Below are 13,007 nucleotides of genomic sequence, written 5' to 3'. Positions count from 1 at the left end.
CCAACCGGGAAACCGGATCGGGCCCGGTCTCCTGATGAGTGGAACAGCGGTTTCAGTACTCGATCGCGATCTCGTCGCTGACCGGTTCGGCCTGGCACGCCAGGACGTAACCCTCGGCGAGATCGTCCTCGGTGAGAATCTCGTTGCGCGCCAAGTTCACCTTGCCTTCCGTCAGCGAGCACACGCACGCACTGCAGGCGCCTTCACGGCACGAGTACGGCGCGTCGACGCCCGCGGCCAGCAGCGCGTCGAGGAGTTTCGCCCCGGCTTTCCACGGGACGACGTGGTCCTCGCCGTCGAGCGAGACCCGCACGGTGCACGCGACCTCGCCGGTCCCGGATTCCGCTGATGCGAACGGATCTTGCTGCAGGGAAAGAAACCGTTCCGAGTGCACCCCGGCCATTCCGACGCTCGCGGCGACCTCCGCGGCCACGTCCATGAGCGGCTCCGGGCCGCAGAGGTAGAGGTCGCGGTCGGCGAACGGACGCAGCAAGACGGTCAGCAGGTTCCGGCTGGGGTAGCCCTGCAGTGATTCCAGCAGGTGTATCACCGTGAAGCGATCGGGAAACTTGCTCTCGAGGGCGGCCAGTTCGGCAGCGAAGATCACCGACGCTTCGTCGCGGTTCGCGTAGAGCAGCACGACTTCCCCGCTGCCTCCGAACAGGATCGACTTCGCGATGGCGATCACCGGAGTGATCCCGCTGCCGCCCGCGAGCAGCACCACGGACTGGTCCAGCGAGGCGGGCGTGAAGGTCCCCGCCGGCGGGAGCACGTCCAGCTCAGCGCCCGCGGTGACGGTGTCGCACAGCCAGTTGGACCCGTGCCCGCCCCGCACCCGTTTGACGGTGAACTTCATCGCCTCGTCGCAGTGCGGCGAACTCGACAGCGAGTAGCAGCGGGCGGAACCCGTTCCGGCGTCCGGGACCCGCACGGTCAGGAACTGCCCGGCGCGGTAGCCGAACGCGGGGTCGCCGGCCGGCTCCACGACGAACGAGCGCGCGTCGGCGGTCTCCTCCACGACGGCGGTCACCCGGACCCGTTTCCCGCGGCCGGTACTCGTTTCGGCGGACATCCACCCTCCTGGTCGTCGTCCCTCGCCCCGCCGGACGGGGCCTGCGCACGGTACGGCCGCGCCCGCCCGCCGGATCGCGGTCGTTTCGCTGACTGGGAGACGAGTCGCGAAAGATCTTGTGCGGCAGGCGCTTCCGCCCAGGTCAGCGACATAATGCGGCACAGCTTCCCACCAAGCGGTTGCTCGGGCTCGCTCCCGGCCCCGGGTGTGCTTGCATCCCCCGCATGCTGACCACCGACAAGATCACCCGCACCGTCGCGGAGTACGCGCGCAGGCTCGAAGCAGGCGACCCGGCGCGGATCGCCGCCCTTTACGCCGAGGACGCCACCGTCGAGGACCCCGCGGGCAGCGCCGTCCGCAAAGGCAGGGAAGCCATCGCCGCGTTCTACAGCGAACTCGAAGGCCTCGCCCTCACCGCCGAGCTGCTGACCGTCCGGGCCGCCGGCGACACGGCCGCCTTCCACCTGCGCGTGATCACCACGACCGAGGAGTTCGTGAGCGCGATCGAGCCGATCGACGTCATGACGTTCGACGAGCGCGGCCGGATCACGAGCATGCGCGCGATCTGGAGCCCGGCCGACGTAGTGCACCAGCGGCGTTCCAGTCAGTGAACTGTGACCGGGTTCATGGCCCCGGCGCTTGTTAGAACCGGAACGCACCGGACCGACAGCTCCCCACCAACCCTTTCCAGGAGAGCGCGATGACTTCTCTGCACCAGGACGAGATCCGCCGGATCGAAGCGGATTCCGCCCCCGCCCGCTTCGCCCGCGGCTGGCATTGCCTCGGTCTCGTCCGCGATTTCGCCGACGGGAAACCGCATACCGTGCACGCCTTCGGCACGAAACTCGTGGTGTTCCGCGGGGCGAACGGAAAGATCAATATCCTCGATTCCTATTGCCGGCACCTCGGCGGCGACCTGTCCCAGGGCGAGGTCAAGGGCGACGAGATCGCCTGCCCGTTCCACGACTGGCGCTGGGGCGGCGACGGCCGGTGCAAGCAGATCCCGTACAGCAAACGGGTCCCGATGCTCGCGCGCACGCAGGCGTGGACGACCTTGGAGCAGGACGGTCTGCTGTTCGTCTGGAACGACCCGGAAGGCACGAAGCCGACCGACGAGGTCGCCATCCCCCGCATCGAGGGCGCGGAAAGCGACGAGTGGACCGACTGGCACTGGTACACGACCGTCGTCAACACCAACTGCCGCGAGATCATCGACAACGTCGTCGACATGGCGCATTTCTTTTACGTGCACGGATCGCTGCCGACGTACTTCAAGAACGTCTTCGAGGGCCACGTCGCGACCCAGTACATGAACGGAGACTCCCGCGACGACTACCCCGCGCCCGAAGGACAGCCGAAAATGCTCGGCAGCACCTCCGTCGCGTCGTATTACGGCCCGTCGTTCATGATCGACGACCTGACTTATCACTACGAATTCGGCGACCACCACACGGTTCTGCTGAACTGCCACTACCCGATCACGGCGGATTCGTTCGTGCTGCAGTACGGGATCATCGTCAAGAAATCGGCCACGCTGCCCGAGGACGCCGCGATGCGCTCGGCGATCGCGCTCGGCGACTACATCAAGGTCGGCTTCGAGCAGGACGTCGAGATCTGGAAGAACAAGGCCCGGATCGACAACCCGCTGCTGTGCGAGGAGGACGGGCCGGTGTACCAGCTGCGCCGCTGGTACGAGCAGTTCTACGTCGACGTCGCCGACATCCGCCCGGAGATGGTCGACCGCTTCGAGTACGAACTCGACCTCACCCGGCCGACCCAGGCGTGGCACGACGAGGTGGCCGCCAACATCGCCCGCCAGGCCAAGCCGACGGAGACCGCGCCGTGAGCGAACCGAGGACCGACAACCGGCTCGACGACATGCCGATGCAGCCGCTGCACTGCCAACACTGCGAGGCGCGGCTGCTGGTGCGCAAGAGCACGGTGCACCAGACGAGCCTGCAATGGAACGCCGCCGCGATCGAGGCTTGCGCGGAACTCGGCACGTCGCCGATGCCGGGTCCCGCACTGGCGGGGTGTTCGCGGCTCAAGGAGTCCCTCGACGCCGAGGTCGCCGCCGGGCGGCTGCGGATCGTCCAGACCGTATGACCGCACAGATGCGCCGTGTCCGGATTCCTCGGGCACGGCGCATCTTGCTGTCCGGAGGCGGTTTACAGCCGAGCTCCGGTGTGCCTACACTCCAAGGTGTCAGATTCTGACAGGTAGTCTCAATCTGACATACGCAGTCTGGAGGTGGTGTTGCAATGGCGCACATCGAGGAAGCCCCCGCGGCGATGATCGACCGCGTCGCGTCGCTGCTGGAGTCCTTCGTGGGCGAACGGCCGCTGACTCTGGCCGAACTCGCCCGCCGCTCGCACGTGCCGCGGTCTTCGGCGCACCGGATCCTGCAGCGGCTGGTCGAGCTCGGCTGGGTGGAGCGCAAGGAGTTCACCTACACGCTCGGGGTGCGCATGTTCGAACTCGGCTCGCAGTTCACCCGCCGGCGCACTGTCCCCCGCGCCGCCGTCGCGGTGATGGCTGAGCTGCATCGCCGCAGCGGGCTGACGGTGTACCTCAGCATGCTGGTCGGCGCGGAGATCATGCACCTCGAACGGATCGGCTCGTGGCCGTCCGCCTCCGGGCAGTGGAGCGCGGGCGCCCGGCAGCCGGTCACGCTCACCGCCCCGGGCCGGGCGCTGCTCGCCACCCTCTCCCCCGACCACTGGCCCGAGCTGCATTTCGGCTACGCGCCGACCCAGTACTCCATCCAGACCCGCAGCCAGCTCATGCGCGACCTCGCCCGGGTCCGCGACCGCGGCGGCGTGGCCGTGGACGCGCAGGGCACCCATCACGGCGTGACCGTGGTGGCCGCGCCCATCACGACCATGGACGACGACGGGCACTTCGCGCTGTCGGTGTGCGGGCCGACGCGAGCGCTCGATCTGGTCGCCACGATCACCGAGGTGCGCAATGCCGCGGCGACGGTATGGCGGGTCGCCAACGGCGTGCCCACGCTGCGGCCGCGGGCGGTGCCGGACTTGCCGACTGCGGGGGTCGAGTTGCAGCTGGCCAACGGCGGGTCCGCTTCCGGCTGATCGGCCCTCGCCGGGGAGGGCCGACCGAGCCGGTGCGTCAGGCAGTTTGACCGCCGTCGATCACGAAATCCTGCCCCGTGCAGTAACTGCTCGCATCACTGGCCAGAAACGCCACCAACGCCGCCACCTCACCCGTCGTGCCGGGACGGCGGATCGGCTGCCCCGCCACCGCGCCGCCGCCCGCGCGGGTCGTTTCGGAGATCATCTGCGTGTCGATCGCGCCGGGGCAGACGCAGTTGACCCGGATGCCGAACTCGCCGAGTTCCTTCGCCGCGGATTTGCTCGCGCCGCGCAGCCCCCATTTCGACGCGCCGTATCCCAGACCGCCCGCGAAACCGGTCAGCGCCGCGGTCGAGGCGACGTTGACGATCGAACCGCCGCGTTCGCGCATCAACGGCAGCACGGCCTGCATCCCGAGGACCGGGCCGATCAAATTGACCCCCAAGGTATGCGTCAGGTGGTCCTCCTCGAAGCTCTCCAACGGGGCCTTGCGGTAGAAACCGGCATTGTTGACGAGGACATCGACCCGGCCGAATTCGGCGCGGGTGCGTTCCATCGCAGCGGCCCAGTTTTCCTTGCTGCGCACGTCCAATCCGACGGCGAGCGTCTCGCCGTCGATTCCGTCCGCGACCGCGGCGACGGCGCTTTCGTCCAGGTCCGCCAGGACGACGCGGGCGCCCAGCCGCGCGGTGGTCCGGGCGTGCTCGGCACCCTGGCCTTGCGCGGCACCGGTGACGAACACGACTTTGTCCCGCAGGTCGACGAGTTGATCGGGCACGTTCCACTTCCTTCGGCTCGGAGCACTCAGTCGCGCGAAGGTACCTTCGCCGGAAGCGGCCGCGGAGGGCATGCGTCGGCTCAGCGGACACCTGATTTCGCCGTTTGACCGGCACCGCGCGGGACCGTAAGCTCTTACCAAGCGCTTGCTTTGCGCTGACGGAAGAAGGCTGCCCTTGAAGGATTTCCACGGCAAGCCGGGCGTCGCGGTCGTGACCGGCGGCACCGGAGGGCTGGGCTCCGCGATCTGCCGGACCCTCGCCGCGCGCGGCTCCGCGGTCGCCTTCACCTATCGCAGCGATCACGAAGCAGCCAAGCGGCTAGCCACCGAACTCGAAGCGACCGCGGATCCCCTGGACCTCACCGATGCCCGGCAGACCAAGGCGTACATCGAGCGTTTCGGAGCGATCCACACCCTCGTCCACGCCGCCGGACCGCTCGTGCCGCAGCAGCATCTGTCCACAGTAGACCCTGCCGATTTCGGCAGGCATCTCACCGCGGAAGCCGCCGCGTTCTTCAACCTCGTCCATCCGGCATTGCCCGCCCTGCGTGCCAGCAAAGGTTCGATCGTCGCGGTCACCACAGCCGCGACCAAGCGTTACCCAGTCCGCGACGGTCTTTCCGCCGGACCCAAGGGCGCGGTGGAAGCGACCGCCCGGGCACTCGCGGCCGAGGAAGGCCGGTTCGGCGTCCGGGTCAATTGCGTCGGGCCCGGAATGCTGACGGACGGGATGGCCGCGGACCTCATGGCCAACGGAGACCTCGACGACCGTGCGCTCGAAGCGGCCCGGCGCGCCATCCCGTTGCGCGCCTTCGGCACCGCGCAGGACATCGCCGAAGCGGTGTGCTTCCTGGCGTCGGACCGCGCCGGGTTCATCAGCGGCCAGAAGCTCGACGTCGACGGCGGATACGGCGTCTGAAAGGCAAGAACCCCGGACGCCACCGGCCCGGGGTCCCTGCGCACCTGTCACTTAGCCTTGTTCTTCGCCTCTTTGGCCTTCCCCTTCAGCGAACCCACCGCGTTCTGCGTCGGCGAGTACGTCCCGTACAGCGCGGGGTCCGGCTTCGGCGCCGTGCCGGGGCCGCCGAGCGGTTTCGGGTCGGTGAGGTACTCGATGCCTTCCCCGCCGAAGCTCCAGCCCGCCTTCGCGCCGTCCGGGCCGTCGGACAGATGCCACACCGTGTTGTTGTGATCCTGGTTTTCCTCGTCGAACAACGCGGTCGGCGCGATGTCGCTTTCCAGGCCGTCGGCCTTGAGTTCCTCGATCGCGGCCAGCCATTGCTTCTGGTGCACGGTGTCGCGCGCGAGGTTGAACTGCAGCATCGCCTTCACGCCGGGGTCGTCGGTCATCCGGTACAGCCGCGCGGTCTGCAGCCTGCCCTGCGCCTCGGCCGCCGCGTTGGCGCGGAAGTCGGCGAGAAGATTGCCGGAGGCGACGATGTACTTGCCGTTCCACGGCGTGCCGTTCGAATCGGCGGGCAGCGCGCCGCCGCCGGCCACGATCGCCTGCTGCGGGTCCATCCCGCCGATCACCGCCGCCATCACCGGGTCCTTCACCGCTTCCGCGGTCGCGGTGGCCGGCGCGCCCTCCAGCAGCCGCGCGACCATCGTGGCGAGCATTTCGACGTGCCCGATCTCCTCGGTCGCGGTGTCCATGATCAGGTCCTTGTACTTGCCCTCGATGCGGCAGTTCCAGCCCTGGAACAGGTACTGCATGGTCACCGTCATCTCGCCGTACGCGCCGCCGATCAGCTCCTGGAGCTTGTGCGCGTACACCGGATCCGGCTTCTCGGGCTTCGCCTCGAACTGCAGCAGCTTGGTGTGTCGGAACATCAGCGTCCTCTCCCGGGGATTCGAGCCGGGCGGCGTGCCCGGCGAGTCCGGCAGGAATGCCCGCGATCTTCCGTCCTACACCCGGCATTCCGGGGTCTTTTCAGGGAGTTCGGCGAGGCAACGGCGCGGTGGCGGGCCCTTCGAGAACGGTGCCGTCGACGTCGAATCGCGAACCGTGGCACGGACAGTCCCAGCTGCGCTCGGCGGCGTTGAACCGCACGAAGCAGCCGAGATGCGTGCAGCGCATGGAAACCGCGTGCAATGTTCCTTCCCGGTCGCGGTAAACGCCTTTGCGACCGTGTCCGTCCGCCAGCACTTTCGCCTGGTCCACGGCGATGTCGTCGGTGCTTTTCGCGTCGGCTTGCGCGAGCCGGTCGCCGACGAAGTCCTTCGCCACCTTCGCGTTCTGCTGCATCAGCTTCGATGCCGACTTCAGCGAAATCCGTTGCGGGGAAAAGAGGTCCCGATGCGGATTGGCCGATCCGGTGATCCCGTCGGCCACCACGGTCGCCGCCGCGGTCCCCATCGCCAGGCCCCATTTTCCGAATCCGGTCTCGACCCACAGCTTCCGTGCGCCCGGGAAGTACGGCCCGGCGATCGGAATGCTGTCGTAGGCCTTCGGGTCCTGCGCGGACCACCGGTGCGTGACCTCGTCGACGTCGAAGTGGCGCGCAGCGAATTCGCCCAGCTCGGTGTACCGCGCGAAGTCGACCGGGTCGCCCGCCGGATGTCCTTGCCCGCCGAGGATCAGCCGGTCTTCATAGGAGGCGAAAGACCACAATGGACTCCCGGCGCTGATCGCCAGCTCCTGCGGCGGCTTGCCGGATTTCAGGGTCGCGGCGACGCAATACGACCGTTGGACCTCCAGCCGGGGGAAGAACAGCCCGCGGTCGAGGATCGGGTAATGCGTTGCGACGACCACGTTTTCGGCGTCGAGCGCACCGTCCTCGGTCGTGATGCGGTACGGCGGCGCCGCGCTGACCTGCCGGACGCGACTGTTCTCGAAGACGCGACCGCCCTCGGCCTCGACCGCATCGGCGAGCCCGCGCACGTAGTCGGCCGGATGGAGCGCGAGTTGCCCGAGCAGCCGCACCGCACCGCGCACCGGGACCGGCAGATCGAGCGTGGTCGTCCATTCGACCGGAAGACCCGCCTGCGTCGCGGCCTCATACTCCGCTCGCACGGTGTCCACCTCGTCGGCGTCCATCGCGAACGTCGCGGCAGGCAGCCTCCGCAGGCCGCAGTCAATGGGTTCGGCCAGCTCCGCGACCAGTTCGACCCCGGCCAGCGCCGCCTCGGCGTAGGCCGTCGCGGTGGCCGCGTCGTGCTCGCCGAGGAGCGTCGAGTACACAGTGGACTGCAACGCGGTGACCTTCGCGGTGTTGTTGCCGCTGGCCCCCTCCGCGATGCGCCCCGATTCGAGGACGGCCACGTGCACGCCTCGCCGGGCGAGCAACAACGCGGTGGTCATCCCGGCGATGCCGCCGCCGATGACGGCGCCCTCGGCGCGTTCCCGCCCGCGCAAGGACGACCGGCCGGTCGCCGACGCGGTCGCGAGCCACAAGGACTGATCTGCGGTGGTGGTCATCAGAGGCTCCTCCGGGTGCCCATCGGGAGGACGCCGAGCACGATCATCGCCACCGCCAGGCCGAGGTGCAGCCAGTTGTCGGCGGTGTTGACCGGGATGAAGTTCGCTGAACTGCCGTGGTCGATCACCAGCCCGTACACCCACAGCGCCAGGTAGACCACCCCGCCGACGACGAGGAAGTTCTTCGCCCCGGCCGGCGTGCGGGCCAGCGCGAGCCCCGCGACGCCGAAGGCCAGGTGCACGACGTTGTGCAGGATCGACACGCTGAACAGCCCGAGCAGCAGCGCGCCCGAATGGTGCCCGGCACCGGCGAGCTGGTCGTAATGCGTGGTGACGCCCGGGATGAACCCGAGGATGCCCACGAGCAGGAACACCGCCCCCACACCGGCGGCGACGAGCTGGCGCGGCGTGCGCCGCACGACGGCAGTACTCATGACCGGAGCCCTCCCTGAATCCCCCGCACCGGGTCCGGCGCGGAGATATCCGGATAACCGGTGCGGGACCGGGCAAACCTCGGCTGCCGGTCGCGCGTCCGGAATCCGGTTTGAAGCCCGCCGCCGCGGGCAACCGCGAGCATGCGGTTACGGCGGAGCGAGCTGTCCTCGCCAGGCATTAAGCGGCAGCGACGCGGCCGCGGCTTCCGGTACCTCGCGCCGGATGGCTCCCCGGTGACCGACTCCGAGGTGCTCGACCGCATCCACGATCTCGTGATCCCGCCCGCGTGGCGGCGGGTGTGGATCTGCCCCCATCCGACCGGGCACATCCAGGCGGTCGGAACTGACAACGCGGGCCGTCGCCAGTACCTCTACCACCCCGAATGGCGTCGAGCGCGCGAGGAGAAGAAGCACGACCGGGTGCTCACCCTGGCCGCGGAACTGCCGAACGTCCGCGCCGCCATCCAGGAGGATCTGCGCCGGCGCCACCTCGACCGTCGGCGAGTCTCGGCCGCCGCGCTGCGGATGATCGACCGGGGCGTCTTCCGCAGCGGTGGCGAGGAGTACGCCGAAACCAACGGTCCCCACGGCGCGACCACGCTGCTGCGCGAACACGTGAAAATCAGCGGCGACGAGCTGACCTTTTGTTATCCCGCCAAAAGCGGCCTGGTCCGGTCGCTGAGCATGCGCGACGGCGAACTCGCCGCCGTCCTCAAGTCGCTCCGCCGCTGCCGCACCGGCACCACGCGCCTGTTCGTGTACCGCACCGACGACGGCTGGCACGAACTGCACGCCAGCGACGTCAACGAGCGGTTCAAGGAGCTGGCCGGCGAGGAGTTCACGGTGAAGGACCTGCGGACCTGGCACGCGACGGTGCTCGCTGCGGTCTCCCTCGCCGCGCGGGAGGCACCGACGTCCCAGCGCGGCCAGGCGAGGGCCGAGACCGCGGCGATGAAAGAGGTCGCGGAGGAACTCGGCAACACGCCTGCCGTCGCCCGGCGCTCGTACGTCGACCCGCGCGTGCTGCGGGAATTCGAGCGGCACAGCACGATCCACCGCGCGGTGCGGAAGGCCGATGCGGACGGGCTCGCGGAGGAGGAGCTGCGGAAGCGGATCGAGAAGGCAGTCATCCGGCTGTTGCGGCGAGCCCCGTGACGATTCGGGTCTTCAATCATATGTACCACTAATGGTATGTTGCGCTCATGACTCTAGCCGGAAAGACCGTCCTCATGTCCGGCGGCAGCCGCGGCATCGGCCTGGCCATCGCGACCCGCGCGGCGCGGGACGGGGCGAACGTCGTTCTGCTGGCCAAAACCGCCGAACCGCATCCGAAGCTGGAAGGCACCGTCTACACCGCCGCGAAGGAGATCGAGACCGCCGGCGGGCAGGCGTTGCCGATCGTCGGGGACGTGCGCTCCGAGGACGACGTGCTCTCCGCGGCCGAAGCGGCGGCGACGCAGTTCGGCGGCATTGACATCGTCGTGAACAACGCCAGCGCGCTCGACCGGTCCGGCACCGAAGAGCTCTCGATGAAGCGCTACGACCTGATGCAGGACATCAACACGCGAGGCACGTTCCTGCTCAGCAAGGCGGCGATCCCGCACCTGCGCAAGGCCGCGAATCCGCACATCCTGACGCTTTCGCCGCCGCTGAACCTCTCCCCCGCGTGGATCGGCGCGCACCTGGGCTACACGCTCTCCAAGTACGGCATGAGCCTGTGCACCGTGGGCCTCGCGGAGGAACTGAAAGCGGACGGAATCGCCGCGAATTCACTGTGGCCGCGCACCCTCATCGACACCGCAGCGGTGCGCAACATCATCGGCGGCGCAAGCCAAGCGCGCACGCCGGAGATCATCGCCGATGCTGCGTACGCGATCCTCACCCGACCGTCGCGCGAATGCACGGGGAATCTGTTCATCGACGACGAAGTGCTCGCCGCCGAAGGCGTGACCGACCTCTCCGGCTATCAGCGCGGCGAAGGCGAACTGGCACTGGACATCTTCGTCGACCCGGCCTGATCCCGCATCCGGTCGAACTCCCCGGGCAGCGTCTCGCCCTCGTTCATCCTCGCCAGCAGCTTGTGCAGCGAATCGTGGGAACGCTGCGGAAGGTCGCTGAGCACGTGCTGGTCGAGGTCGACCAGCAGCTCGTTCGCCTTGCCCAGCGTCTTCCGCCCCGCGTCGCTGAGGTCGACGACGTAGCGCCGCCGGTCTTCGGGGTCTCGGGCGCGGGCGGCGAGCCCGAGGGTCTCGAGGTCGTCCAGGCTGCTGACCATGGTCGCCGGGTCGATGCGCAGGTACGCGCCCAGCGACAGCTGCGACATCGGGCCGTTGTCGGCCAGCGCCTGGAGGACGCTGTAGTGCCGCACCCGCAGGCCCAGCCCGTGCAGCCGGTCCTCGGCGAGCCGGAACACGACCTGGCCGAGTTTGACCAGCAGACAGCTCGTGTGCTCCCCGATCCCGCCCGGCACCAGCGGACCTGACATCGTTTCCCCTGCCCATCATTAGCGGACCGTACGAATCCGATGATACGGGCCGGTCACGCCCGCAGCCGCACACTGCCGTCCATGGCCGCGAAAGCGCGCCGCACGTGCGCGGGGAGTTCGCCCGGCGCGCAGTCGGGCAGCCATTCGTCCAGCGCGCACCGCCAAGCCGCGACGCAGAACTCGACGAGCAGCCGCAGTTCGAGGCTGGAATCCCCGAGCCTGCGCACGATCTCAGCCTCGGTTTCCGCGCAGTGCCGCAGGGTGTGCCCGTTCAGCGCCGGGGATTCGTCGATCAGCCGGAGCGTCGCGGGGAACCGCTGGTACCAGTTCTCGTCCATCCGGCCGAGGGTCGCGAGCATCGCGTCGCGGAAGACGTCGGCGAGCGGGCCGGACTTGGCGGTCTCGTCCAGGACCTCGAGGTAGGCGCTCCAGAGCTCCTTGACCGCGGCGAGCGCGACGTCCTCCTTCGAGCGGAAATTGCGGAAGAACGTCCGGCGCGACACCTCGACCTCGTCGAGCAGCGCGTCGAGCGGGGTGGCGTCGAATCCGCGTTCGCTGAAGATCGCGATCGCGGTTTCCACCAGCGCTTGGCGGGTGCGCTGCTTCTTGCGCTCGCGCAGCGTGAGCGGTCCGGGGTCGGTCATCCGCGGCAGTTTACCCAGCACGCACCGCGGGCGCATATGCTATACAGAAGCAAATGCCACACTGTGGCACATTGACTTCCAGGGGGGTTCCCGACCGTGCGTGCACTCGTTGTCGACCACACCGCGCCCGCGCATTTGTCCCTCGCCGAGGTCGCCGACCCGGTCCCCGCGCCCGGCGAGGCGCTGGTCCGGGTCGCCGCGGCGTCGCTCAACTTCGGCGAGGTCAAGGACGCCGCCGATCCGTCCGCCCCGAACGGCACCGTGATCGGCTGGGACGCGGCGGGCGTCGTCGTCCAGGCGGCCGCCGACGGTTCCGGCCCCGCTGTCGGGACGCCGGTCGTCACCCTCGGCACAGCGGGCTGGGCCGAACTGCGCGCGGTGCCGACGAACTTGATCGGCACCGTTCCGGATGGCGCTGACCTGGGCGCGATCAGCACTCTTCCGGTCGCCGCGCTGAGCGCTCTGCACGTGCTGCGCCGGATGGGCCCGGTCCTCGGACGGCGGGTGCTGATCACCGGTGCGTCCGGCGGAGTGGGCCGGTACGCGGTGCAGCTCGCCGCCCGCGCCGGGGCGGAGGTCGTGGCGATCAGCCGGGATCCCGCTCAGGAGAAAGGCCTGCTCGCGCTGGGTGCGGCCGAGGTGCGCACGTCGGTCGCCGACGTCGGCCGGCCGGTGTTCGCGGTGCTGGACAACGTCGGCGGGCTGAATCTCGTGGCCGCCTTCGCCGCGTTGGAGGCGGGCGGCACGCTGATCAACGTGGGCCGCTCAGCCGAAGGGGACGCGGTGCTGCCGCCGGAGGCCTTCTTGGGCACCGGGGGGGGGGCGGCACGACCGGTCGATCCGCACGTTCTTCCTGCTGGCCGATCCCGCGGCCGGCTTCTCCGCCGACCTGACCTGGCTGGCCGCCGAAACCGCCGCCGGACGGCTCGACCCGGGCATCAGCTGGCGCGGGCCGTGGGACCGGTACGCGGAGGCGGTGCAGGCGCTGGTCGACCGGAAGTTGCGCGGAAAGGCGGTACTGGAGATCGGCTGAGCGGACCGGACGCGGCACGCGTTAACCTGGCCTCACCCGACCGCGCGA

At 69.2% G+C, this 13,007-nt stretch carries 14 protein-coding genes and 1 pseudogene; 8 read left to right on the top strand and 7 right to left on the bottom strand.

The window, feature by feature from the left end; translation table 11 throughout:
* Nucleotides 1-52: 52 nt before the first annotated feature.
* A complete protein-coding gene (locus FKO37_RS21700) occupies nucleotides 53-1,072 on the bottom strand; it encodes a 2Fe-2S iron-sulfur cluster-binding protein (RefSeq protein ID WP_238605599.1) in 1,020 nt (339 codons plus the stop codon).
* Between the two features lie 224 nt (nucleotides 1,073-1,296).
* Between FKO37_RS21700 and FKO37_RS21695 the strand changes: the two genes are divergently transcribed.
* The 4 genes from FKO37_RS21695 to FKO37_RS21680 all read left to right on the top strand — a co-directional run bounded on the left by FKO37_RS21695 (nucleotide 1,297) and on the right by FKO37_RS21680 (nucleotide 4,164).
* Nucleotides 1,297-1,683, top strand: coding sequence for a nuclear transport factor 2 family protein (locus FKO37_RS21695; protein ID WP_037810752.1), 387 nt, complete (start codon nucleotides 1,297-1,299; stop codon nucleotides 1,681-1,683).
* 89 nt (nucleotides 1,684-1,772) lie between these two features.
* Nucleotides 1,773-2,918 carry a Rieske 2Fe-2S domain-containing protein gene (locus FKO37_RS21690; RefSeq protein ID WP_037810750.1) on the top strand — a complete coding sequence of 382 codons (1,146 nt, stop codon included), beginning with the start codon at nucleotides 1,773-1,775 and terminating at the stop codon, nucleotides 2,916-2,918.
* Nucleotides 2,915-3,178, top strand: a complete 264-nt coding sequence (locus FKO37_RS21685; RefSeq protein WP_238605598.1) for a ferredoxin — start codon at nucleotides 2,915-2,917, stop codon at nucleotides 3,176-3,178. Before FKO37_RS21690 ends, FKO37_RS21685 begins: the two co-directional genes overlap by 4 nt.
* A 155-nt stretch (nucleotides 3,179-3,333) precedes the next feature.
* Nucleotides 3,334-4,164 carry an IclR family transcriptional regulator gene (locus tag FKO37_RS21680; protein ID WP_238605597.1) on the top strand — a complete coding sequence of 277 codons (831 nt, stop codon included), beginning with the start codon at nucleotides 3,334-3,336 and terminating at the stop codon, nucleotides 4,162-4,164.
* Between the two features lie 37 nt (nucleotides 4,165-4,201).
* On the opposite strand, the gene FKO37_RS21675 is transcribed toward FKO37_RS21680, so the two are convergent.
* The gene (locus FKO37_RS21675) at nucleotides 4,202-4,942 is read right to left on the bottom strand and encodes an SDR family NAD(P)-dependent oxidoreductase (RefSeq protein ID WP_238605596.1); all 741 of its coding nucleotides are present in this window, start codon (nucleotides 4,940-4,942) and stop codon (nucleotides 4,202-4,204) included.
* Between the two features lie 175 nt (nucleotides 4,943-5,117).
* Here FKO37_RS21675 and FKO37_RS21670 point away from each other — a divergent pair, with 175 nt between their 5' ends.
* On the top strand, nucleotides 5,118-5,861 hold the full coding sequence (locus FKO37_RS21670; RefSeq protein ID WP_238605595.1) for an SDR family NAD(P)-dependent oxidoreductase: 744 nt from the start codon (nucleotides 5,118-5,120) through the stop codon (nucleotides 5,859-5,861).
* A gap of 47 nt (nucleotides 5,862-5,908) precedes the next feature.
* On the opposite strand, the gene FKO37_RS21665 is transcribed toward FKO37_RS21670, so the two are convergent.
* The 3 genes from FKO37_RS21665 to FKO37_RS21655 all read right to left on the bottom strand — a co-directional run bounded on the left by FKO37_RS21665 (nucleotide 5,909) and on the right by FKO37_RS21655 (nucleotide 8,797).
* Nucleotides 5,909-6,775 carry a manganese catalase family protein gene (locus FKO37_RS21665; protein WP_037810738.1) on the bottom strand — a complete coding sequence of 289 codons (867 nt, stop codon included), beginning with the start codon at nucleotides 6,773-6,775 and terminating at the stop codon, nucleotides 5,909-5,911.
* A 100-nt stretch (nucleotides 6,776-6,875) separates the two neighbouring features.
* Nucleotides 6,876-8,363 (bottom strand): FAD-dependent oxidoreductase, encoded by a 1,488-nt coding sequence (locus FKO37_RS21660; protein ID WP_238605594.1) that lies wholly within the window; start codon nucleotides 8,361-8,363, stop codon nucleotides 6,876-6,878.
* A complete protein-coding gene (locus FKO37_RS21655) occupies nucleotides 8,363-8,797 on the bottom strand; it encodes a DUF4383 domain-containing protein (protein WP_238605593.1) in 435 nt (144 codons plus the stop codon). Before FKO37_RS21655 ends, FKO37_RS21660 begins: the two co-directional genes overlap by 1 nt.
* Nucleotides 8,798-8,938: 141 nt before the next feature.
* On the opposite strand from FKO37_RS21655, the gene FKO37_RS21650 reads away from it, so the two are divergent.
* Together FKO37_RS21650 and FKO37_RS21645 are read left to right on the top strand one after the other, a co-directional pair.
* Nucleotides 8,939-9,952 (top strand): DNA topoisomerase IB, encoded by a 1,014-nt coding sequence (locus FKO37_RS21650; RefSeq protein WP_238605592.1) that lies wholly within the window; start codon nucleotides 8,939-8,941, stop codon nucleotides 9,950-9,952.
* Nucleotides 9,953-9,999: 47 nt separating this feature from the next.
* Complete coding sequence (locus FKO37_RS21645; RefSeq protein WP_238605591.1) at nucleotides 10,000-10,815, top strand: NAD(P)-dependent oxidoreductase; 816 nt, start codon at nucleotides 10,000-10,002, stop codon at nucleotides 10,813-10,815.
* Here FKO37_RS21645 and FKO37_RS21640 read toward each other — a convergent pair.
* Together FKO37_RS21640 and FKO37_RS21635 are read right to left on the bottom strand one after the other, a co-directional pair.
* Complete coding sequence (locus tag FKO37_RS21640) at nucleotides 10,764-11,282, bottom strand: MarR family winged helix-turn-helix transcriptional regulator (protein WP_238605590.1); 519 nt, start codon at nucleotides 11,280-11,282, stop codon at nucleotides 10,764-10,766. The two genes, FKO37_RS21645 and FKO37_RS21640, sit on opposite strands and share 52 nt — an antisense overlap.
* 53 nt (nucleotides 11,283-11,335) lie before the next feature.
* Nucleotides 11,336-11,926: a TetR/AcrR family transcriptional regulator gene (locus FKO37_RS21635; RefSeq protein ID WP_238605589.1), complete on the bottom strand. Its 591-nt coding sequence runs from the start codon at nucleotides 11,924-11,926 to the stop codon at nucleotides 11,336-11,338.
* Between the two features lie 96 nt (nucleotides 11,927-12,022).
* On the opposite strand from FKO37_RS21635, the pseudogene FKO37_RS21630 reads away from it, so the two are divergent.
* A pseudogene (locus FKO37_RS21630) lies at nucleotides 12,023-12,959 on the top strand (zinc-binding dehydrogenase).
* Nucleotides 12,960-13,007 lie beyond the last annotated feature (48 nt).

This window comes from Amycolatopsis sp. Poz14 (assembly GCF_006704225.1).
Lineage (GTDB): Bacteria > Actinomycetota > Actinomycetes > Mycobacteriales > Pseudonocardiaceae > Amycolatopsis > Amycolatopsis nivea.
Note: the sequence above shows the minus strand (reverse complement) of the source record. Positions and strands in the feature narration are given on the sequence as shown.